The sequence below is a fragment of the Sphingomonas sandaracina genome (assembly GCF_036663695.1).
Taxonomy (GTDB): Bacteria; Pseudomonadota; Alphaproteobacteria; order Sphingomonadales; family Sphingomonadaceae; genus Sphingomonas.
In genome coordinates this window covers 266,340-285,049 of the sequence record NZ_JAXOJK010000002.1, presented here as the reverse complement: position 1 = coordinate 285,049, position 18,710 = coordinate 266,340, and the positions used below count along the sequence as shown (strand labels likewise).

General features: G+C 66.3%; 22 protein-coding genes. 18 read left to right on the top strand and 4 right to left on the bottom strand.

All coding sequences use genetic code 11. The features are described 5' to 3' along the window. The first annotated feature begins 88 nt into the window (after positions 1-88). Positions 89-637, top strand: coding sequence for a hypothetical protein (locus U1707_RS06685; protein ID WP_332799314.1), 549 nt, complete (start codon positions 89-91; stop codon positions 635-637). A gap of 161 nt (positions 638-798) precedes the next feature. Here the strand turns inward: U1707_RS06685 and U1707_RS06680 are convergent, their stop codons facing one another. Next, a complete protein-coding gene (locus U1707_RS06680; protein ID WP_332799313.1) occupies positions 799-1,614 on the bottom strand; it encodes an LD-carboxypeptidase in 816 nt (271 codons plus the stop codon). A gap of 48 nt (positions 1,615-1,662) precedes the next feature. Here U1707_RS06680 and U1707_RS06675 point away from each other — a divergent pair, with 48 nt between their 5' ends. The 10 genes from U1707_RS06675 to U1707_RS06630 all read left to right on the top strand — a co-directional run bounded on the left by U1707_RS06675 (position 1,663) and on the right by U1707_RS06630 (position 7,900). Then, complete coding sequence (locus U1707_RS06675; RefSeq protein WP_332799312.1) at positions 1,663-3,090, top strand: Mur ligase family protein; 1,428 nt, start codon at positions 1,663-1,665, stop codon at positions 3,088-3,090. A gap of 26 nt (positions 3,091-3,116) precedes the next feature. Further along, entirely contained in the window at positions 3,117-3,371 is a 255-nt protein-coding gene (locus U1707_RS06670; RefSeq protein ID WP_332799311.1) for a DUF6356 family protein, read from the top strand. Positions 3,372-3,585: 214 nt separating this feature from the next. Beyond that, a complete protein-coding gene (locus U1707_RS06665) occupies positions 3,586-3,990 on the top strand; it encodes a hypothetical protein (RefSeq protein WP_332799310.1) in 405 nt (134 codons plus the stop codon). Further along, complete coding sequence (locus U1707_RS06660) at positions 3,987-4,190, top strand: helix-turn-helix transcriptional regulator (RefSeq protein WP_187504005.1); 204 nt, start codon at positions 3,987-3,989, stop codon at positions 4,188-4,190. The genes U1707_RS06665 and U1707_RS06660 overlap by 4 nt, the downstream gene beginning before the upstream one ends. 10 nt (positions 4,191-4,200) lie before the next feature. Next, positions 4,201-4,980 carry an alpha/beta hydrolase family protein gene (locus U1707_RS06655; protein ID WP_332799309.1) on the top strand — a complete coding sequence of 260 codons (780 nt, stop codon included), beginning with the start codon at positions 4,201-4,203 and terminating at the stop codon, positions 4,978-4,980. Further along, positions 4,977-5,828, top strand: a complete 852-nt coding sequence (locus U1707_RS06650) for a tetratricopeptide repeat protein (protein ID WP_332799308.1) — start codon at positions 4,977-4,979, stop codon at positions 5,826-5,828. The genes U1707_RS06655 and U1707_RS06650 overlap by 4 nt, the downstream gene beginning before the upstream one ends. A gap of 110 nt (positions 5,829-5,938) precedes the next feature. After that, on the top strand, positions 5,939-6,355 hold the full coding sequence (locus tag U1707_RS06645; RefSeq protein ID WP_332799307.1) for a VOC family protein: 417 nt from the start codon (positions 5,939-5,941) through the stop codon (positions 6,353-6,355). A 10-nt stretch (positions 6,356-6,365) separates the two neighbouring features. Next, positions 6,366-7,091 carry a hydroxyacylglutathione hydrolase gene (gene gloB, locus U1707_RS06640; RefSeq protein WP_332799306.1) on the top strand — a complete coding sequence of 242 codons (726 nt, stop codon included), beginning with the start codon at positions 6,366-6,368 and terminating at the stop codon, positions 7,089-7,091. Positions 7,092-7,130: 39 nt separating this feature from the next. Next, the gene (locus U1707_RS06635; RefSeq protein ID WP_332799305.1) at positions 7,131-7,547 is read left to right on the top strand and encodes a hypothetical protein; all 417 of its coding nucleotides are present in this window, start codon (positions 7,131-7,133) and stop codon (positions 7,545-7,547) included. Further along, entirely contained in the window at positions 7,547-7,900 is a 354-nt protein-coding gene (locus U1707_RS06630) for a hypothetical protein (protein WP_332799304.1), read from the top strand. The genes U1707_RS06635 and U1707_RS06630 overlap by 1 nt, the downstream gene beginning before the upstream one ends. 237 nt (positions 7,901-8,137) lie before the next feature. On the opposite strand, the gene U1707_RS06625 is transcribed toward U1707_RS06630, so the two are convergent. Beyond that, a complete protein-coding gene (locus U1707_RS06625; protein ID WP_332799303.1) occupies positions 8,138-8,920 on the bottom strand; it encodes a crotonase/enoyl-CoA hydratase family protein in 783 nt (260 codons plus the stop codon). Positions 8,921-9,026: 106 nt separating this feature from the next. Here U1707_RS06625 and U1707_RS06620 point away from each other — a divergent pair, with 106 nt between their 5' ends. Continuing rightward, the gene (locus U1707_RS06620) at positions 9,027-9,482 is read left to right on the top strand and encodes a PaaI family thioesterase (protein ID WP_332799302.1); all 456 of its coding nucleotides are present in this window, start codon (positions 9,027-9,029) and stop codon (positions 9,480-9,482) included. Then, positions 9,479-9,868, top strand: coding sequence for a PaaI family thioesterase (locus U1707_RS06615; RefSeq protein WP_332799301.1), 390 nt, complete (start codon positions 9,479-9,481; stop codon positions 9,866-9,868). Before U1707_RS06620 ends, U1707_RS06615 begins: the two co-directional genes overlap by 4 nt. A gap of 166 nt (positions 9,869-10,034) precedes the next feature. Here the strand turns inward: U1707_RS06615 and U1707_RS06610 are convergent, their stop codons facing one another. Further along, positions 10,035-11,159, bottom strand: coding sequence for a PQQ-dependent sugar dehydrogenase (locus U1707_RS06610; RefSeq protein ID WP_332799300.1), 1,125 nt, complete (start codon positions 11,157-11,159; stop codon positions 10,035-10,037). Between the two features lie 192 nt (positions 11,160-11,351). On the opposite strand from U1707_RS06610, the gene rimP reads away from it, so the two are divergent. The 3 genes from rimP to U1707_RS06595 are packed head-to-tail and all read left to right on the top strand — an operon-like array spanning position 11,352 to position 13,974. After that, the gene (rimP, locus tag U1707_RS06605) at positions 11,352-11,948 is read left to right on the top strand and encodes a ribosome maturation protein RimP (RefSeq protein WP_332799299.1); all 597 of its coding nucleotides are present in this window, start codon (positions 11,352-11,354) and stop codon (positions 11,946-11,948) included. Beyond that, positions 11,948-13,738, top strand: a complete 1,791-nt coding sequence (gene nusA / locus U1707_RS06600) for a transcription termination factor NusA (RefSeq protein WP_332799298.1) — start codon at positions 11,948-11,950, stop codon at positions 13,736-13,738. Before rimP ends, nusA begins: the two co-directional genes overlap by 1 nt. After that, on the top strand, positions 13,738-13,974 hold the full coding sequence (locus U1707_RS06595; RefSeq protein ID WP_332799297.1) for a tautomerase family protein: 237 nt from the start codon (positions 13,738-13,740) through the stop codon (positions 13,972-13,974). The genes nusA and U1707_RS06595 overlap by 1 nt, the downstream gene beginning before the upstream one ends. A gap of 640 nt (positions 13,975-14,614) precedes the next feature. On the opposite strand, the gene U1707_RS06590 is transcribed toward U1707_RS06595, so the two are convergent. After that, positions 14,615-14,923: a GIY-YIG nuclease family protein gene (locus tag U1707_RS06590; protein ID WP_332799296.1), complete on the bottom strand. Its 309-nt coding sequence runs from the start codon at positions 14,921-14,923 to the stop codon at positions 14,615-14,617. Between the two features lie 74 nt (positions 14,924-14,997). On the opposite strand from U1707_RS06590, the gene U1707_RS06585 reads away from it, so the two are divergent. Then, on the top strand, positions 14,998-15,744 hold the full coding sequence (locus U1707_RS06585; RefSeq protein ID WP_332799295.1) for a DUF448 domain-containing protein: 747 nt from the start codon (positions 14,998-15,000) through the stop codon (positions 15,742-15,744). After that, positions 15,741-18,593 carry a translation initiation factor IF-2 gene (gene infB, locus U1707_RS06580; protein WP_332799294.1) on the top strand — a complete coding sequence of 951 codons (2,853 nt, stop codon included), beginning with the start codon at positions 15,741-15,743 and terminating at the stop codon, positions 18,591-18,593. The genes U1707_RS06585 and infB overlap by 4 nt, the downstream gene beginning before the upstream one ends. Positions 18,594-18,710 lie beyond the last annotated feature (117 nt).

The following is an 18,710-nucleotide window of genomic DNA, read 5'->3' as shown; positions in this document are numbered from 1 at the left end:
GCGTGTATATAAGGTGATACGCGCACAGGGCTACTCCAGACGGACATGCGCCGAATCGGAGAGTGCCTGGGTGGTTTGGGAGAAGGTCATGCTGGGTCTGGTGCTGATGCTGTCCACCGCCACGGGTCCTGCTGCGGGCTGCACGCCCGCGAGGTTGTCGGCGTGCCGTGATACGAACCAGTTGGTCCAGGCGCCCGCGTTCAAGGCCGCAGTCCGGCGGTTCATCGGCAAGCGCAAAGCGGCGTATCTCTACAAGGACGGCGACGTCGCCGATCAGCAGATCGAGGTGCTGCACGGTCCGCCGGATGCGCCGACGCGGATCGGCGCGCTGTACCGCTTCACCGCGTGTCGCGCGCATAGCTGCCCGGAAAAGGGCGCAGCGGTACTCGATCCTGCGGGCAAGATCGTAGCGCTGGCGATCCTGTATTCGCCGTGCGCGACGGCAGATACGCGCGACTGCAACCGGCGTGACGATCTGGTCGTGTTCATGCGCGAGCGCGATCGGCTGCAACGCGTAGAGGTCGTGGCGAACTTGCGCGCATGGGCGGTGGAGCAGGTGGCGGGGAGCTACACCGTGCCGGGGCAGCCGAAGCTGCGCTTTGGTGGCATGCAGGTGATCGATCCGGCTGCTCGGTAGTAGATCGCGATTGCACCAAGATACCACCCCGGCGGAGGCCGGGGTCCAATTGGGGAACGTCGCTAACGGAGGATTGCACTCCGTTACTTCCGCCTTTCCAATTGGGCCCCGGCCTTCGCCGGGGTGGATTTGGCATTAGATACTACCTGACATCTCCTCGCTCAAACCACGCCGAACGGCACCACCCGGTTCGCCTGCGTGTGCCCGATCTCCGCCCGACCCAGATACGGCACCCCCATGTCGCGCGACCAGCGGATCATCATGTAGTCGAGAGTCTCGCCCCAGGGCGGATCGTTCTCGTGCACCGCGGTCACCGCGCCCAGCCTTAGCCCTGCAATGCCCTTCAACTGCGTGGCATTGGCGACCTTGAACAGCATCCGATCGATCGCGTACATCGGCTCCGACACCTCCTCGACGATCAGCACATGGTCGGTAAGGTCGGGTAGCCACGGCGTGCCGATCAGCGAGGTCAGGATGCTGAGGTTGAACGCCGCCGACGGACGCCCGTCGAGCCCCGGCTCCAGCCCCGCGCGATCGCCGCGCACCATCCAGCCGAGCGAGCGCGCCACCGTCGCTTCGCCGTCATGACGGTTGACGTCGCTGACCATCGGCCCGTGCACCGGCCGGCCGATCCGTCGCGCATACAGCGCACCGAGCAGGAAGCCGACGTCGGAATAGCCGAGATACGTCTTGTGCCGCGCTGCCCGACCGAGCTCGGGCATGACCATCGCGAGAATCCGGTTCGAACCATAGCCACCGCGCAGGAACCAGATCGCATCGAACGCCGGATCGTTGGCATATTCGAGAAACGCCGCCGCCCGTCGGAAATCGGAGCCGGCGAAATGACCGTCGGTTTCCAGGCATTGCGGATGGAAGACCAGTTCGACCTCGGGGAACGCGGTGGCCGCATAGGCCGTGATCCTGGGAATGGCCGCGGCGTTGGCCCGGCTCGATGCGGCTAGGACACCGATGCGCATTGTTCGTCTCACCTTGCCCCGTTACCAAACCGCCCATATCGCGGCGCCATGGATATCGCCAAACCCTCTTTCGACCGCCCCTGTTTCTTCGTCGGCATCGGCGGCAGCGGTATGATGCCGCTCGCGATGATCCTCGCGGGGCGCGGCGCGACCGTCGCCGGCTCGGACCGTAATCTCGACCAGGGCCGCGTCCCCGCCAAGTTCGACGACCTCGCCGCCAAGGGCGTCGCGCTGTTCCCGCAGGATGGCAGCGGCATCGTCTCGGCCGATCAGCTCGTCATCGCCTCCGCCGCGATCGAGGCGACCGTGCCCGACATGGTCGCGGCCGAGGCGCTAGGCTGCGCGCGCGCGACGCGGGCGGAAGTGCTGGCGTCGCTGTTCAACGACAGCCGGTTGCCGATCGGGATCGCCGGCACCAGCGGCAAGTCGACCGTGACCGGCATGATCGGCTGGATTCTCCACGCGGTCGGGCGTGATCCGACGGTGATGAACGGCGCGGTGATGAAGAACTTCGCCACGCCGGACGCGCCGTTCGCGAGCGCGCTGGTCGGCGCGAACGATCGCGAGGGGGACGAGGCGTTCGTCAGCGAAGTAGACGAGAGCGACGGATCGATCGCACACTACGCGCCGAAGATCGCGGTGCTCAACAATGTCAGCCTCGATCACAAGTCGCTCGACGAACTGCGCGTGCTGTTCGGCGGCTTCATCGCGAAGGTCGAAACCGCCGTGATCAACGCCAACGATCCCGATGCGGCGGCGCTCGCCGCGCGCCTGCCGCGCGGTCGAGTAACGACGTTTGCGATCGATGCGTCGGCCGACCTGCGCGCCGAGAACCTGGAGCCCGCGCCGTTCGCTATCCGCTTCGACATCGTCTCGCGCGGGGTGCGGACGCCGGTGAAACTCGCCGTGCCTGGTCGGCACAACGTGTCGAACGCGCTGGCGGCGATCGGTGCGGCGATGGCGGCGGACGTGTCGCTCGCCGATGCGGTGAAGGCGATCGCGGGGTTCACCGGCCTGCGGCGACGTTTCGACCTGGTCGGAGAAGGTGGCGGCGTCGCGGTGATCGACGATTTCGGCCACAACCCTGACAAGATCGCCGCCACGCTCGATACGCTCCACGCCTTCCCCGGGCGCCTGCTGCTGCTGTTCCAACCGCACGGATACGGCCCATTGAAGGTGATGGGCCGCGAACTCGTCGCGACCTTCGTCGAGCGGATGGCCGAGGACGACGTGCTGATCCTCCCCGACCCGGCCTATTATGGCGGCACGGTCACGCGGGAGGTCACCAGCGCGGACATCGTCGCGCAGATCGTCGAAGGCGGTCGCGATGCGCGGCATATCGCCGACCGCTCAGAGGCCGCCGCCGTACTGGTCGCGCAGGCACGCCCCGGCGACCGGATCGTCGTGATGGGCGCGCGAGACGACACGCTGAGCGTGCTGGCGGCAGGAATGGTCGACGCGCTCGCCGCGCGCTGATACGAAGGGATCCAAGGAGACCCCCCATGTTCCGCCGCCTTTTCCTCGACCATCCCGAAACCGTCGGCGAGAGCTATGCCGAGCATTTCGGGGTCGCCGGGCGCTTCGGCATGACGATGATCAAGGGCGGCCTCGGCGCGCTGGTCCACGCCTTCGTCCCCGCGCTGTGCAAGACGCGGGGGAGCGAGACGGTCGCCGAACTGCACCGGCAGATGGTCGAGAAGCGCGGCGCGGTCGCGGCTGATCAGGCGCAGATGAAGACGGTCGAATTCATCATCTGACTAGTCCTGGCGAGCCCGCTGGCTTTCCAAAGGTTACGATAAGGTCACACCTGGAACGTGTTCGCAGCGGCGGCTGGTCTGCGTCCTCCCTCTCCGTCACCTTCGGTGCCACCTCCCTCTGGCGGGGGGAGGAAAGCAGCGTCGTGTAAAGCGTCATTGACTCGTTATCAGGTGAATGACAAGCTTCCTTTACTGATTCGAAAGGACGCTTGCCATGCTCATGAACCCTGCCATTCGACGGTATTATTACCGCGTCGTGCCGCTGACACTCATCTACGTGGTTCTGCTGGTGGCGGTGATTGCGCTGTTCATGCGCGGGACGCTGCACGGACCGATCGCGTATGGTGCGGCATTACTGCCCGCCATACCGTTGATCGGGACCTTCTTCGCCCTGGGCCGCTACATCGTCGAGGAAACCGACGAGTATCTGCGCATGCTGATGATCCGGCAGTCGCTGATCGCGACCGGCTTCATGCTGAGCGTGATGACCGCATGGGGGTTCGTCGAGGGCTTTGGACTCGTACCGCACATTGCCGCCTATTATGCAGCGGTACTCTGGTTTGCTGGGCTGTGGATCGGGTGGGCGTATAACATCTTCACGATGCGGCGCCCGGCGTGAAGAACCGCTTGAAGGTACTGCGCGCCGAGCGGGACTGGAGCCAAGGCGACTTGGCCGAACGGCTCGAAGTGTCGCGGCAGAGCGTCAATGCGATCGAGACGGGGCGCTACGATCCGTCGTTGCCGCTAGCGTTCAAGATCGCCGAGCTGTTCGAGCTGGCGATCGAAGACATCTTCACCAGCCCCTCTAAGACGGTCTAAAGCTGGCGGCATGACCGAGATTTCCCCACCGCCAGCGCCAACGCCTCCCCCAAAGGAGCGCCCTCGCCTCGCCTATCATCATAGCCCCGCGGCTCAGGGCGTTACTGGCCCCACGATCGTGTTCCTGTCGGGCTATGCGTCCGACATGACGGGCACCAAGGCCGTGACGCTGGAAGCCTGGGCGAAGTCCGAGGGGCGTGCCTTTCTGCGGTTCGACTATGGTGGGTGCGGGCAGAGCGAAGGCGCGTTCGAGGACCAGACCTTGGTCGACTGGCGCGACGACGCGCTGGCGATGATCGATGCGCTGGTCGGGGATGGGGTCGAGGACTCCGCGATCCTCGTCGGATCGTCGCTGGGCGGCTGGCTGATGCTGCTGGTGGCGAAGATGCGGCCCGATCTGGTCAAGGGGCTGGTCGGGATCGCGCCGGCGCCCGACTTCACCGACTGGGGCTTCACCACCGACGAGAAGATGGCGCTGCTGAGCAACGGGCGGATCGAGCGCCAGAACCCCTATGGCCCCGAGCCGACCGTCTACACCCGCGCGTTCTGGTCGTCGGGCGAGGCGAACCGGCTGATGTTCGGCGAGATCGCGTTCGACGGCCCGGTGCGCCTCGTCCAGGGTCAGCGCGATCCGGACGTGCCGTGGCACCGGACCGCACGGCTGGGCGAGCTGTTGCGTTCAGCCGATGTGCAGACATGGCTGGTCAAGGACGGCGACCACCGCCTGTCGCGCGATAGCGACATCGCACTCATCATCCGGGCGGTCGAGGATGTGATCGCCGCCTTATGATCCTTACGCTGCTTCTCGCCGCCGCCCCGATCCAGACCGCGCCCGTCAAGGCACCGCCTGCAACAACGAGCCGCGGCAAAGCGGGGCCGTCCGAGGCCGGTCCGGCGGACGTTCAGGAAGGTCGCTTCCGCCGTTGCGTTGCGCTCGCCGCGACCGAGCCGGCCGCGGCGCGCGCGGACGCCGGGCGCTGGCGGATCGCCGGCGGGCGCTATTTCGCGCGCCAGTGCGCCGGCATCGCGTTTGCCGCGGAGAAGAACTGGCCGTCGGCCGCGGGCGAGTTCGAGGCGGCGGCGCGCGAGGCGCAGACTGCCAAGGACGCGCGATCGGCCAATTACTGGGCGCAGGCGGGGAATGCCTGGCTTGCCGCCGCGCAGCCGGCCAAGGCGCGCACGGCGCTCGATTCGGCGCTGACGGCGGGGACGCTGACGGGGCTAGAACTGGGCGAGGCGCAACTCGACCATGCACGCGCGCTGGTGGCGACGGGCGACCTGGAGTCCGCGCGGACCGATATCGATCTGGCGTTGACCAATGCGGCGGACGATCCGCTCGCCTGGCTGTTGTCGGCGACGCTGGCGCGGCGCGAGGGGAACCCCGCGCGCGCGAAGAAGGATATCGGCGAGGCGTTGCGGCGCTCGGCGGACGATGCTTCGGTGCAGCTGGAGGCGGGGAATATCGCGGCCTTGGCGGGCGACGAGGATGGCGCGCGGGCGGCGTGGGGTCAGGCGGCGCGGTTGGCGCCTGATACGCCGGTGGGGCGGAGTGCGGTGACGGCGTTACGGCAGTTCGACGCGGCAGGCGATGCGCCTCGTGCGAGCGCTCCGCGTGCTGGTGCTCCGGTAGGACGCTAGCGCCGTCCTGCTCCCCTCCCTTCCAGGGAGGGGGTAAGAACTGAGGGGACGCCCTTTCGCGTCGCTGCCCCCGTCCCTATCTGCGGCTTCGAACAACGCTCGGAGCAAGCATGAAATATCTCCACACCATGATCCGCGTGACCGACCCGGCGAAGACTATCGCGTTCTTCGAAATGCTGGGCCTGAAGGAGGTCCGGCGGATGGAGAACGAGAAGGGTCGCTTCACGCTGATCTTCCTCTCGGTCCCCGGCGACGAGGGTGCCGAGGTCGAGCTGACGCACAATTGGGATCCGGAAGAATATGGCGAAGGCCGCAACTTCGGCCACCTCGCCTACCGCGTCGACAATATCTACGACACGTGCCAGCGGCTCCACGATGCCGGCGTGACGATCAACCGGCCGCCGCGTGACGGGCACATGGCGTTCGTGCGGACCCCCGACAACATCTCGATCGAACTGTTGCAGGCGGACGGTGCGCTCGCTCCTGCCGAGCCGTGGGCGTCGATGCCGAACACCGGCAAGTGGTAAGGCACCGCTGATGCTCGACATCGTCCGCGTTCCGGTGCTTTCCGACAATTACGCCTGGTTGATCCACGACACCGTCTCGGGCGAGACGGTGGTGGTCGATCCGGGCGAGGCGGGGCCGGTGATCGCCGCTGCCAAGATGCGCGACTGGCGGATCGACCGGGTGTGGACGACGCACTGGCATCCCGATCATACCGGCGGGAATGCCGAGATGAAGGCGTATGGCGCGACCGTCGTCGGCCCGGCGGCGGAGGCGGACAAGATCCCGACGCTCGACGAGCAGGTCGCCGAAGGTGATGTCGTGCGTCTCGGCGCACATGAGGCGACGGTGATGACGGTGCCGGGGCATACGCAGGGGCATATCGCGTTCCACTTCGCCGACGATGCGGCGATCTTCACCGGGGACACGCTGTTCGCGATGGGATGTGGGCGGCTGTTCGAGGGCACGCCGGCGGACATGTTCGCGAACATGCAGCGCTATGCGGTGTTGCCGGACGAGACCGAGGTGTTCTGCGGGCATGAATATACGCAGAGCAACGGGCGCTATGCGCTGGTCGCCGAGCCGGACAATGCGGCGATCGTCGCGCGGATGGTCGAGGTCGATGCGGCGCGTGCGAAGGGTGAGCCTACCGTGCCGACGACGATCGGCCGGGAGCGGGCGACCAATCCGTTCCTGCGGGCGACTTCGGTCGAGCAGTTGGCGGGCTATCGTGCGGCGAAGGATGCGTTTCGCGGATAATAGGCGCATGAGGGTGGCGGGAATTTGAGGAGCGTTGCGATGCGGATGCAGACCCTGCCACTCTTGATGCTGCCGGCCCTATTGCTGGGCGCGTGTACGCAGACCCAGGCGGAGGTCGAGCGGGCGCAGGTGCGCGAGGCGGGTGTGCAGGAGAAGCTGGCGAAGGAACTCGCCGGGCTCTTGCCGGGCAAGCCCGAGACCTGCATCAGCCAGTTCCCGCAGAAGCAGAGCTCGGGCTACGGCGCGACGATCCTGTACCGGGTGAATAACGGGCTGGTGTATCGGAGCGATACGGCCGGCGGATGCGAGGGGATCGCGCGCGGCGACATCCTCGTGACGCGGACGCCGAGCGGGCAGTTGTGCCGCGGCGATATCGCGCAGACGTTCGACCAGGCGTCGCGCTTTCCGACCGGGAGTTGCAGCTTCGGCGACTTCGTCCCGTATCGCAAGCCGTGATGCGTGTTCCGGTGATCGCAGCGGCGGCGCTTATGCTGGTGGCGGGGAAGTCGGACCCGTTGGCGGGGCGGATCGCGGGGGCGCCGGTGCGGTGCATCGATCTGCAGCAGCTTAACGGGCCGGAGATCGTCGATTCGCAGACGATCCTGTACCGGCAGTCGGGCAAGCGGGTCTGGAAGACCGGGCCGGTCGGAAAATGTCCCTCGCTGCGGCCGCTCGATACGTTGATCGTCGATGTTTATGGCGGACAATTGTGTCGGAACGATCGGTTCCGGACGGTGTCGGCAGGGATGTCGATACCGTCGGGGTATTGCCGGTTTCGGGATTTCACGCCGTATGACCGGGTGAAGTAGGGGACTTCACTCCCACCACGCCCTTGCCTCGCGTCGCTCCGTCATCCGTATCCCACCACCCCGGCGAAGGCCGGGGCCCAATTGAGGGACGGTGCTGACTGAAGACGGTGCTCCGTTACATCGACCTTGCCAATTGGGCTCCGGCCTTCGCCGGGGTGGTGGCGAGTGGGGTAGCGCCTTTGAATCATCCCCCTTCCCCGTCATCCTGACTTTCGTCAGGATGACGCGCGGGGAGGCTCAATCCTCGAACACCGCGGCCCGCTTTTCCATGTTGGCCCGCACCTGTTCGACCTGGTTCGGCGTGCGGATGACCTTTAACTGCTCTTCGGTTTCCGCGTGCAGCACCGCCACCGCGTCCTCATCCGCCGCGAGGTTGTAGAGGCGCTTCGAGCCCTGGATCGCGTGGGGGTTCCTCGCGGCGATCTCGCGGGCCAGCATCATCGCCTCGCCGAGCGGGTCTTCGGACAGCCGCGTGACGAAACCGTGGCGCAGCGCCTCGGTGCCGTCGAATTCGCGGGCGGTGTAGGTAAGTTCGCGGAGCACGTCGTCGCGGGCCAGCGTTCGCCACAGCGCGATGCCGGCCATGTCGGGGACCAGGCCCCAATAGCTTTCGCGGATCGCGAACCTTGCTTGCGGGTGCGCGATGCGGATGTCGGCGCCGGACATGATCTGGAAGCCGCCGCCGAACGCGACGCCGTGGACTGCTGCGATCACCGGCATCGGGAGCGTGCGCCAGCCCCACGCGACCTGCTGGACGAGGTTGGCGCCTTCCTCGGTCCGGTCGCCTAGCGCCAGCCCCGAGCCGCCGCTGGCCATCGAGGCCATGTCGAGCCCAGCGCAGAACGCCTTGCCCTCGCCCGACAAGACGACGCAGCGGACTTCGGTCATCCCCTTGAGCTGGTCGATCGCGGCGGTGATGCCGTCGAACATCGCCGGGTCGATCGCGTTCATTTTCTCCGCCCGCGCGAGGCGGACGTCGGCGATGCCCTCGGCGACGGTAATGGTAACCCGATCGTTCATTCTCGCGATCCTCTCGATCTTTGCGAGAACGCTAACCGGCCCCGCTCCCACCTGCAACGGCGCCCGCAATGTTGCGCGCGCTCACACGGCGTGTAGAGGCTCGCGCATGGCTGGTTTTGATCCACAATGGTTTGCGACGCGCGGGTTCGGCGGGCACGGCGCCGCGCTGGGGATGCGCTATCACGCGCATGGCGACGACTGGGCGGAGCTTGCGCTGCCCTATGACGAGCGGCTGATCGGCGATCCGACGAGCGGCGTGATCGCGTCGGGGCCGATCATCACGATGATGGACATGGCGACGAGTCTGGCGATCTGGATCAAGCGCAATGCGTTCGTGCCGCATGCGACGCTTGACCTGCGGATCGATTATCTGCGGCCGGCGACGCCGGGGAAGACGGTGATCGGGCGCGGCGAGTGCTACCGCATCACGCGCTCGATCGCGTTCGTGCGCGGGCAGGCGCATGACGGCGACCCGGCCGATCCGCTGGCGCATGTCGCGGGGACGTTCATGGTGGTGGGCGACGTGGCAGGCATGGGTCTCAATAGAAGGACCGAGGCATGACGATCGGGCTGCCGCCCTATGCGGAGATTCTTCGCGTGTCGGTCGAAGCCGAGGATGGCGCGCCGCCGGTGCTGCTGATGCCGTTTGCGGACGACGTCCTCGGGCGGCCGGGGTTCCTGCATGGCGGTGCGATCTCCGGGTTGCTGGAGATGGCGGCAATTGCGGCTTTGCAGCATGCGCTGGAGGCTGAGGGCGGCGGGCGGATCAAGCCGGTGAACGTCACGGTCGATTTCATGCGTGGTGGTCGGGACAAGCCGACGCGGGCGGCGGGCGTCGTGACTCGGTTGGGGACGCGGGTGGCCAATGTCGAGGCGACCGCGTGGCAGGATGAACGGGAGAAGCCGATTGCGACTGCGCGGATGAATTATCTGATTGTGCGGGACTGATCTTCCTCCCCTCCCGCAAGCGGGAGGGGACCGAGGGGTGGGCGCCCGGCTTCAGCATTTGCTGGCGGTGCGATAGTGGCGCGACATACTGCGACGTCAGCAATCGAGGACAACGCGTGCCCACCCCTAGCCCCTCCCGCTTGCGGGAGGGGGATGGCGTCGTGGCTTACTTCGCGGTCAGTTTAATCAGGCGGCCTTGGGACTCGCCGCCGTCTTCGAGGACCCAGATCGCGCCGTCGGGACCTTGTTCGACTTCGCGGATGCGGGCGCCCATGTCCCATTGGTCACCCTTCGCGGCGTTGGTGCCGTTCAGGTCTACGCGGACGAGGGACTTGGAGGACAGGCCGCCGATGAACGCGTCGCCGTTCCACTGCGGGAACATCGCGCCGGAATAGATCATCAGGCCGCCGGGGGAGATGACCGGGTTCCACGATACCTTGGGCGGCTCGTAGCCGTCGCCGGGCTTGTGATCGGGTATGTCGGTGCCGTCATAATTGCTGCCGTTCGAGGCGTTGGGCCAGCCATAGTTGAGGCCGGGCTTGATGAGGTTAACCTCGTCGCCGCCCTTCGGTCCCATCTCCTGCTCCCAGAGATTGCCCTGTGCATCGAACGCGATGCCGAGCAGGTTGCGGTGGCCGTAGCTCCAGATCTCGGGCGCGAAACCCTTGGCCACAAGCGGGTTGCCGGGGGCGGGCTTGCCGTCGAGCGTAAGGCGCAGCACCTTGCCCAGCGTCATCTTGGGGTCCTGCGCAGGGGTGAACTTCTGGCGCTCGCCGTTGGTGAAGAACAGATATTTGTCGTCAGGCGAGAAGGCGATGCGGCCGGAGTAGTGGCCGTTGCCCTCGACGAACGGGCGGGCGCTGAAGATCACCTCGATCTCACCGAGACGCTCGCCGCCGCCACCGTTCGCGCGCAGGCGACCGCGCGCGAGGACGACACCCTTGCCGCCCGCACCCGCAGTCGAATAGCTGAAATATACGCGCTGGCTGGTCGCGAAGTCTGGGGCGAGAACGACGTCCATCAGCCCGCCCTGCCCTGCCGAATCGACCGTAATCGTCGCGACGGTCTGGCGCTGCTTGCCGTCGGCGGAGACGAGCAACATCTGTCCCTTCTTCTCGGTCACCAGCATGCGCTTGTCGGGCAGGAACGTCATCGCCCAAGGCGAATCGAAGTCGGCGACCACCGTCTCCTTGAACGGCTTGCCCGCCGGTGCCGGTTGCGCGGAACAGGCGGTCGAGGCGAGCAGCGTGGCGGACAGCAGGCTGGTGGCGAACAGCGTCTTACAGATCATGATTCTCTCCCGGAAATCCCTGTGCCAACGCGGCGTCATCGACGAAGGTTGCTCCTTCGGTACGGGCGTCTTGCGGACCAGCGCCACCCCGCGTATAGAGGCACCACTTCTCTACATCGCCAGGTGAAGAGGCTGCGGGGTTTGCTCCGCGGCGGCAACCACCTGTGCCTTGGCTTGTGTTCTGGAATTCCGATGGCGAACATCGCCCTGTTGACCGACCTGATCGAACCCGAGGCCGCCGCGCTCGGCCTCAGCCTCGTGCGCGTGCGCATGCAGGGCGGCAAGTCCGATCCGACGTTGCAGGTGATGGCCGAGCGGCCCGACACCCGCCAGTTGCTGATCGACGATTGCGCCGAGCTGTCGCGCCGCATCTCGGACAAGTTCGATGCGCTCGAAGCCGAGGGCAAGGACCCGGTCGGCGAGGACGCGTACCGTCTCGAAGTGTCGAGCCCCGGTATCGATCGTCCGCTGACCCGGATCCAGGACTTCGCAGACTGGGAAGGCCAGGAGGCGCGTATCCGCCTCGTCGAGCCGTTCGAGGATCGTAAGCAGATCTCGGGCAACCTGATGGGCGTCGAGGGGACGAAGATCACCGTCGACGTCAACAAGCACAAGCTCATGACGATCGACTTCTCGCAGGTCGCCGACGCCAAGCTCGTCATGACCGACCGTCTCATCGCCGCGACCGCGCCGCTTTCGATCGAAGGCGCGGACGAGGTTTTCTATCAAGATACGCCCACCGATGAGCCCGATGCTCACGAGGCCGACACCGAAGAAGGACAGCATTGATGGCCACGGCAGTCACCGCAAACCGCGCGGAACTGATCGCGATCGCGAATTCGGTCGCGTCGGAGAAGATGATCGACAAGGCGATCGTGATCGAGGCGATGGAGGACGCGATCCAGCGCGCCGCCCGCTCGCGCTACGGCGCCGAGAACGATATCCGCGCGAAGCTCGATCCGAACACCGGCGATCTGCGCTTGTGGCGCGTCGTCGAAGTGGTCGAGGCGGTCGACGATTATTTCAAGCAGGTCGACGTCAAGGGCGCGCAGAAGCTCCAGAAGGACGCAGCGCTGGGCGACTTCATCGTCGATCCTTTGCCCCCGATCGAGTTCGGCCGTATCGCCGCACAGGCTGCCAAGCAGGTCATCTTCCAGAAGGTCCGCGACGCCGAGCGCGAGCGCCAGTTCGAAGAGTATAAGGACCGCGCGGGCGAGATCATCACCGGCGTCGTCAAGCGCGTCGAGTTCGGCCATGTCGTCGTCGACCTGGGCCGCGCCGAGGGCGTCATCCGTCGCGACGCGCAGATCCCGCGCGAAGTGGTGCGCGTCAACGACCGCATCCGCTCGCTGATCCTCAACGTCCGCCGCGAGAACCGTGGGCCGCAGATCTTCTTGTCCCGCGCGCATCCCGACTTCATGAAGAAGCTGTTCGCGCAGGAAGTGCCCGAGATCTACGACGGCATCATCGAGATCAAGGCCGCAGCCCGCGATCCGGGTTCGCGCGCGAAGATCGGCGTCATCTCGCATGATTCGAGCATCGATCCGGTCGGCGCGTGCGTCGGCATGAAGGGCTCACGAGTCCAGGCTGTCGTGCAGGAAATGCAGGGCGAGAAGATCGACATCATCCCCTGGTCGCCCGACATCGCGACCTTCGTCGTCAACGCGTTGCAGCCGGCGTCGGTCAGCCGCGTCGTGATCGACGAAGAGGAAGAGCGCATCGAGGTGGTCGTTCCCGACGATCAGCTGTCGCTGGCGATCGGCCGTCGTGGCCAGAACGTGCGGCTTGCATCGCAGCTGACCGGCAAGGCGATCGACATCCTCACCGAGGCGGATGCGTCGGAGAAGCGCCAGAAGGACTTCGTCGAGCGCTCGGCGATGTTCGAGAAGGAGCTCGACGTGGACGAGACGCTCGCGCAGCTGCTGGTTGCCGAAGGGTTCACGAACCTCGAAGAGGTCGCCTATGTCGAGGTCGAGGAGATCGCCGGCATCGAGGGCTTCGACGAGGACCTGGCGGGCGAGTTGCAGAACCGCGCGACCGAGGCGCTTGAGCGTCGCGACGCCGCCAGCCGCGAAGAGCGTACCGCGCTTGGCGTCGAGGATGCACTGGCCGGCATGCCGTATCTTAACGAGGCGATGCTGGTCACGCTCGGCAAGGCGGGCATCAAGACGCTCGACGACCTTGCCGATCTGGCGACCGACGAGTTGGTCGAGAAGAAGCGCGTCGAGCCACGTCGTCGCAACGAAGACGCGCCGAAGCGGCCCGAGCCCAAGGGCGGGATTCTCGCGGAATATGGCCTGAGCGACGAACAGGGCAACGAGATCATCATGGCCGCCCGCGCGCACTGGTTCGAGGACGAGGCTCCTGAGGCCGAGGCTGACGAAGTCGAGGCGGACGAGACTCCGGTGGAAGAGGCTTTGGCTGACGACGCTGTGGTCGAGGACGCTGCGGGTGAAGACACGACGGCCGACGAAGCCGTGACTGAGGACGCTTCGGCGGACGACGCTTCGGTCGAGAACGCTTCGGTTGAAGACGCGGCGGACAAGACCGACACGAAGAGCGAGGGCGACAAGGCCTGATGCCATTCGTCAGCATCCGCATCTCGGGGTCCGCCACCAAGGATCAGAAGTCCGGCATCGTCGCCGACGTCACCCAGTCGCTCGTGCAGCGGCTGGGAAAGAACCCGGCTGCGGTGCAGATCGTGATCGAAGAGGTCTCGACCGAAAATTACGGCGCGGGTGGTCAGTTGTTGGTCGACCGCGACGCTCCAAAACCTCCGGCGCAGGAGGACGCACATGCGGAACCCTCCCAATGAGGCGCTAGGGCGTACCACCTCTTCACCGTCACCCCGGACTTGTTCCGTGGTCCACCGGTCGGCATTCTCTACGGCGGGTCGGTTTGCGGAGACGTGGATGCCGGAACGAGCCCGGCATGACGTGGTGCTGTTTGGCGCGCGACCAGAGCCTCGGAACGGCGATGCGTATAGAACGCCAACCCGTCCCACCCCTCTTCCGTCACCCCGGACCTGTTCCGGGGTCCACCGGTCGGCATTCTCTACGGCCGGTCGGTTCGCGGCGCCGTGGATGCCGGAACGAGTCCGGCATGACGGGGTGTTGCTTGGTGAGCGACTACGGCCTCGGAGCAGTGGTGCGTATGGAACGCCAGTCCGTCCCACCCCTCTTCAGTCACCCCGGACCTGTTCCGGGGTCCACCGGTCGGCATTCTCTACGGCCGGTCGGTTCGCGGCGACGTGGATGCCGGAACGAGTCCGGCATGACGGGGTGTTGCTTGGTGAGCGACTACGGCCTCGGAGCAGTGGTGCGTATGGAACGCCAGTCCGTCCCACCCCTCTTCAGTCACCCCGGACCTGTTCCGGGGTCCACCGGTCGGCATTCTCTACGGCCGGTCGGTTCGCGGCGACGTGGATGCCGGAACGAGTCCGGCATGACGGGGGGTTAGGTGAGAGGTTCGAGGCCCAACGCTACGGCGAGATCGTCCCAGTGCGGGTTGTCGCGCTCGATCAGGTTCATTTTCCAGTCGCGGTGCCACTTCTTAATCCGCTTTTCCGAAGCGATCGCGGCTTCCATCGTGTCGGCCATTTCGTACCAGACCAGGCGGATGATGCCGTGGCGTTTGGTGAAGCCTTCGAAGGTGCCTTCGCGGTGCTGGAGGATCCGGCCGATCAGGTTGGACGTGACGCAGACGTACAGTGTCCCGTTGTAGGCGTTGGTGAGGATGTAGACGCAGGGTTGCCTGTTCCTCATGGCTTGGAGAGTGCGGCACCGTGGACCCCGGAACAAGTCCGGGGTGACGGATACTTTGGTCAAGGGATCGCCGCATGACCGACGAACCCATTCGCAAGTGCATCCTCTCGGGCGAGCGCGACGCGCGGCCGCATCTCGTGCGACTCGCATTGTCGCCCGACGGCCACATCCTGCCCGACGTGCGCGCCAAGGCTCCCGGCCGGGGCGCTTGGATCGGGGTGACTCGGGTCGAGCTCGAAGCCGCGATCAAGAAGGGCAAGCTCAAGGGCGCTCTCTCCCGCGCGTTCAAAACGGGCGAGTTCACCATCGATCCCGAACTCCCCGCCAAGATCGAAGCCGCGCTGGAGCGTAACGCGCTCGACCGGCTTGGGCTCGAATCGCGCTCGGGCACGGTGCTGATCGGCTCCGACCGGATCGAGCAGAACGCGCGTCAGGGCAAGCTGAAGGCGCTGTATCACGCCTCCGACGCGGCCGAGGATGGCAACCGCAAGCTCGATCAGGCGTGGCGCATCGGCAACGATGTCGAGGGCTCGGGCATGCGGGGGTTGGCACTTCCGGTGTCGCGCACCATATTGGCGTTGGCACTGGGGCGGGAAAATGTGGTACACATTGGCCTGACCGACCGCGCTGCAGCAAAGCGGGTGAGCGAAGCGCTCGACCGTTGGCTGCATTTTATCGGCCCCGAACCTTCTTCCGTGTCTTGCGAAACGGCCTCGCAGGGCGCATCGGCGTCACCACAAAATGGGGCGCCACCAATACAACAGGCGTCCGGATCGACCGGAACACGCCCGGCCGTGGACATGACTGAGGAATTTGAGTGAGCGACACGGACAACGAGAAGCCGAAACTTGGCATGCGCGCACCTTTGGGTGTGAAGCGCACGGTCGAGACCGGCCAGGTGAAGCAGAGCTTCAGCCACGGTCGATCGAATACGGTGATCGTGGAAACCAAGCGTGCGCGCGTCCTGCGCCGTCCGGGCGATCCCGACGGCCCGGTCGCCGACGCGCCGGTTGCCGCGCCCGCGCCGGCTGCACCCGCAGCACCGGCACCGCAGGCGCGCGCACCGCAGCCTGCCCCCGCCCCCGTGCGTCAGCAGCAGAGCAATCTGTCGCCGCAGGAGCGTCAGGCAAAGCTGCTCCGCGAGGCTGAAGAGCAGCGCATGAACACGCTGGAAGAAGGGCGTCGTCGCCAGGAAGCGGAGCGTACCAAGGCTGCCGAAGACGAGCGCAACCGCGTCGCGGATCGTGCACGTGCCGAGGCTGAAGCCAAGGCCGCGCCTGCGCCGAAGCCGGTCGAAGCGGCGCCTGCCCCTGCGCCCGCACCGGTCGTCGAGGCGGCTCCGGTCGCGGCACCGACGCCTGCACCCGCACCGGTCGAGGCTCCCGTTGCGGCGGCCCCTGCCCCCGCGCCAGCTCCAGTCGCGGCACCGGCTCCGGCTCCGGCGCCCGCACCGGTAGCAGCGGCTCCTGCACCGGCCCCCAAGCCAGCGCCGGCTCCTGTCGCACCTCCGGCACCAGCGCCGATCGTCGAACTGACCCGCGATCCGGCGTTCCCGGCCCCGCGCCGGTTCTCGCCGGTGGCGCGTCCCGAGCGGCCTCCGCCGCCGCCAAAGCCTGTCGCAGCACCCGCTGCAGCGGTGCCGACCACGGCTGGCAATGCCGGCACGACCGCAGCGCGTCCCGGCGCGACCGGCGTCAATGCTCCGGCTGGTGGCGTCCGTCGCGACGCGGTGCCTGCCCGTCCGCAGCAGCGTGACCGCAAGGGCGACGATCGTCGCACCTCGGGCAAGCTCACCGTCAACCGCGCGCTCGGCGATGGCGATGGTGCACGCGCTCGTTCGCTCGCTGCACTGAAGCGTGCGCGCGAGAAGGAGCGTCGTGGTACCGGTGGTCCGCGCGAGGCGCAGGCCAAGCAGATCCGCGACGTCGTCGTCCCCGAGGCGATCACGGTCCAGGAACTCGCCAATCGTATGGCCGAGAAGGGTGCCGACCTCGTCAAGGCGCTGTTCAAGATGGGCATGCCCGTCACGATGACGCAGACGATCGATCAGGATACCGCCGAGTTGCTCGTCACCGAGTTCGGCCACAACCTGACGCGCGTCAGCGATGTCGACCAGGATCTGGCCAACGACACGATCGACGATGCCGAGGAGAATCTGAAGCCCCGTGCTCCGGTGGTGACGATCATGGGTCACGTCGATCACGGCAAGACGTCGCTGCTCGATGCCCTGCGCGGGACCGACGTGGTGCGCGGCGAAGCGGGTGGCATCACCCAGCATATCGGCGCGTATCAGGTCACGCTGAAGGACAAGTCGAAGATCACTTTCCTCGACACGCCGGGCCATGAGGCGTTCACGCAGATGCGTGCGCGTGGCGCGGACGTCACCGACATCGTCATCCTGGTGGTGGCGGCGGACGATGGCCTGATGCCGCAGACGGTGGAGGCGATCGCCCACACCAAGGCGGCTGGCGTGCCGATGATCGTCGCGATCAACAAGATCGACAAGGAAGGCGCCAATGCCCAGAAGGTGCGCGAGCGCCTGCTGAGCGAGGAGATCGTGGTCGAGGACATGGGCGGCGACGTCCAGGACGTCGAAGTCTCCGCGACCAAGAAGATCGGTCTCGATGCGTTGATCGAGAAGATCCAGCTCCAGGCCGAACTGCTCGAACTGCGCGCCAATCCGGATCGCGCGGCCGAGGGTACGGTGATCGAAGCCAAGCTCGACAAGGGTCGCGGCCCCGTCGCGACGATCCTCGTCAACCGCGGTACGCTGCGGGTCGGCGATATCTTCGTGGTCGGTGGCGAGAGCGGCAAGGTCCGGGCGCTGGTCGACGACAAGGGCAAGCAGATCAAGGAAGCGGGTCCGGCGATGCCGGTCGAGGTCCTCGGTCTGTCCGGTGTCCCGTCGGCGGGCGATCCGTTCCAGGTGGTCGAGAACGAGGCACGCGCCCGCGAAGTCGCGGAATATCGTCGTAGCGTGAAGACCGACAAGCGGACCGCGTCGGTTCCTGCCAGCCTCGAGAGCATGTTCTCGGCGTTGAAGGAAAAACAGGCGATCGAATATCCGCTGGTCGTGAAGGCGGATACGCAAGGCACGGTCGAGGCGATCGTCGGGGCGATCAACAAGATCTCCACCGACCTGATCAAGGCGCGCGTGCTGAGCTCGGGCGTCGGCGGCATCACCGAGTCGGACGTCACGTTGGCGGCGGCATCGGGGGCACCGATCATCGGCTTCAACGTTCGTCCGAACGCCAAGGCGCGCGAGATCGCCGAGCGCCAGAAGGTCGCGTTCAAATATTACGACGTGATCTACGACCTGATCGACGAGATCCGGGCAGGGATGGCAGGCGAGCTTGGGCCGGAAGCGTTCGAGACGGTCGTCGGTCGTGCCGATATCCGCGAGGTCTTCTCGGCGGGCAAGCACGGCAAGGCAGCAGGTCTGCTCGTCACCGAGGGCAACATCCGCAAGGCGCTCAAGGCACGCATCACGCGCAACGACGTCATCATCTACCAGGGCGAAATCGCATCGCTGCGTCGCTTCAAGGATGATGTCGCCGAGGTCCGTGCGGGGCTGGAGTGCGGCGTGACGTTCACGTCGAACTTCGTCGACATCAAGGCCGGCGACGTCCTCGAGACGTTCGAAGTCGAGATGCGCGAACGTACTTTGTAACTTACTGCTCCCCCTCCCGCTCGCGGGAGGGGGCTGGGGGGTGGGCACCCGCCATCCACGGCACGATACGCTGAGGCCGGGTGCCCACCCCCGGCCCCTCCCGCAGGCGGGAGGGGA

What these genes read in the sequence shown, in the direction of transcription:
- U1707_RS06665 (WP_332799310.1), top strand. Translation starts at nt 3,586, where the DNA reads ATGCTCATGAACCCTGCCATTCGACGGTATTATTACCGCGTCGTGCCG.
- rimP (WP_332799299.1), top strand. Translation starts at nt 11,352, where the DNA reads ATGGCGAACATCGCCCTGTTGACCGACCTGATCGAACCCGAGGCCGCC.
- U1707_RS06645 (WP_332799307.1), top strand. Translation starts at nt 5,939, where the DNA reads ATGAAATATCTCCACACCATGATCCGCGTGACCGACCCGGCGAAGACT.
- U1707_RS06585 (WP_332799295.1), top strand. Translation starts at nt 14,998, where the DNA reads ATGACCGACGAACCCATTCGCAAGTGCATCCTCTCGGGCGAGCGCGAC.
- U1707_RS06670 (WP_332799311.1), top strand. Translation starts at nt 3,117, where the DNA reads ATGTTCCGCCGCCTTTTCCTCGACCATCCCGAAACCGTCGGCGAGAGC.
- U1707_RS06595 (WP_332799297.1), top strand. Translation starts at nt 13,738, where the DNA reads ATGCCATTCGTCAGCATCCGCATCTCGGGGTCCGCCACCAAGGATCAG.
- nusA (WP_332799298.1), top strand. Translation starts at nt 11,948, where the DNA reads ATGGCCACGGCAGTCACCGCAAACCGCGCGGAACTGATCGCGATCGCG.
- U1707_RS06675 (WP_332799312.1), top strand. Translation starts at nt 1,663, where the DNA reads ATGGATATCGCCAAACCCTCTTTCGACCGCCCCTGTTTCTTCGTCGGC.
- U1707_RS06650 (WP_332799308.1), top strand. Translation starts at nt 4,977, where the DNA reads ATGATCCTTACGCTGCTTCTCGCCGCCGCCCCGATCCAGACCGCGCCC.
- U1707_RS06610 (WP_332799300.1), bottom strand. Translation starts at nt 11,159, where the DNA reads ATGATCTGTAAGACGCTGTTCGCCACCAGCCTGCTGTCCGCCACGCTG.
- gloB (WP_332799306.1), top strand. Translation starts at nt 6,366, where the DNA reads ATGCTCGACATCGTCCGCGTTCCGGTGCTTTCCGACAATTACGCCTGG.
- U1707_RS06655 (WP_332799309.1), top strand. Translation starts at nt 4,201, where the DNA reads ATGACCGAGATTTCCCCACCGCCAGCGCCAACGCCTCCCCCAAAGGAG.
- U1707_RS06620 (WP_332799302.1), top strand. Translation starts at nt 9,027, where the DNA reads ATGGCTGGTTTTGATCCACAATGGTTTGCGACGCGCGGGTTCGGCGGG.
- U1707_RS06615 (WP_332799301.1), top strand. Translation starts at nt 9,479, where the DNA reads ATGACGATCGGGCTGCCGCCCTATGCGGAGATTCTTCGCGTGTCGGTC.
- U1707_RS06685 (WP_332799314.1), top strand. Translation starts at nt 89, where the DNA reads ATGCTGGGTCTGGTGCTGATGCTGTCCACCGCCACGGGTCCTGCTGCG.
- U1707_RS06680 (WP_332799313.1), bottom strand. Translation starts at nt 1,614, where the DNA reads ATGCGCATCGGTGTCCTAGCCGCATCGAGCCGGGCCAACGCCGCGGCC.
- U1707_RS06630 (WP_332799304.1), top strand. Translation starts at nt 7,547, where the DNA reads ATGCGTGTTCCGGTGATCGCAGCGGCGGCGCTTATGCTGGTGGCGGGG.
- U1707_RS06590 (WP_332799296.1), bottom strand. Translation starts at nt 14,923, where the DNA reads ATGAGGAACAGGCAACCCTGCGTCTACATCCTCACCAACGCCTACAAC.
- U1707_RS06625 (WP_332799303.1), bottom strand. Translation starts at nt 8,920, where the DNA reads ATGAACGATCGGGTTACCATTACCGTCGCCGAGGGCATCGCCGACGTC.
- U1707_RS06635 (WP_332799305.1), top strand. Translation starts at nt 7,131, where the DNA reads ATGCGGATGCAGACCCTGCCACTCTTGATGCTGCCGGCCCTATTGCTG.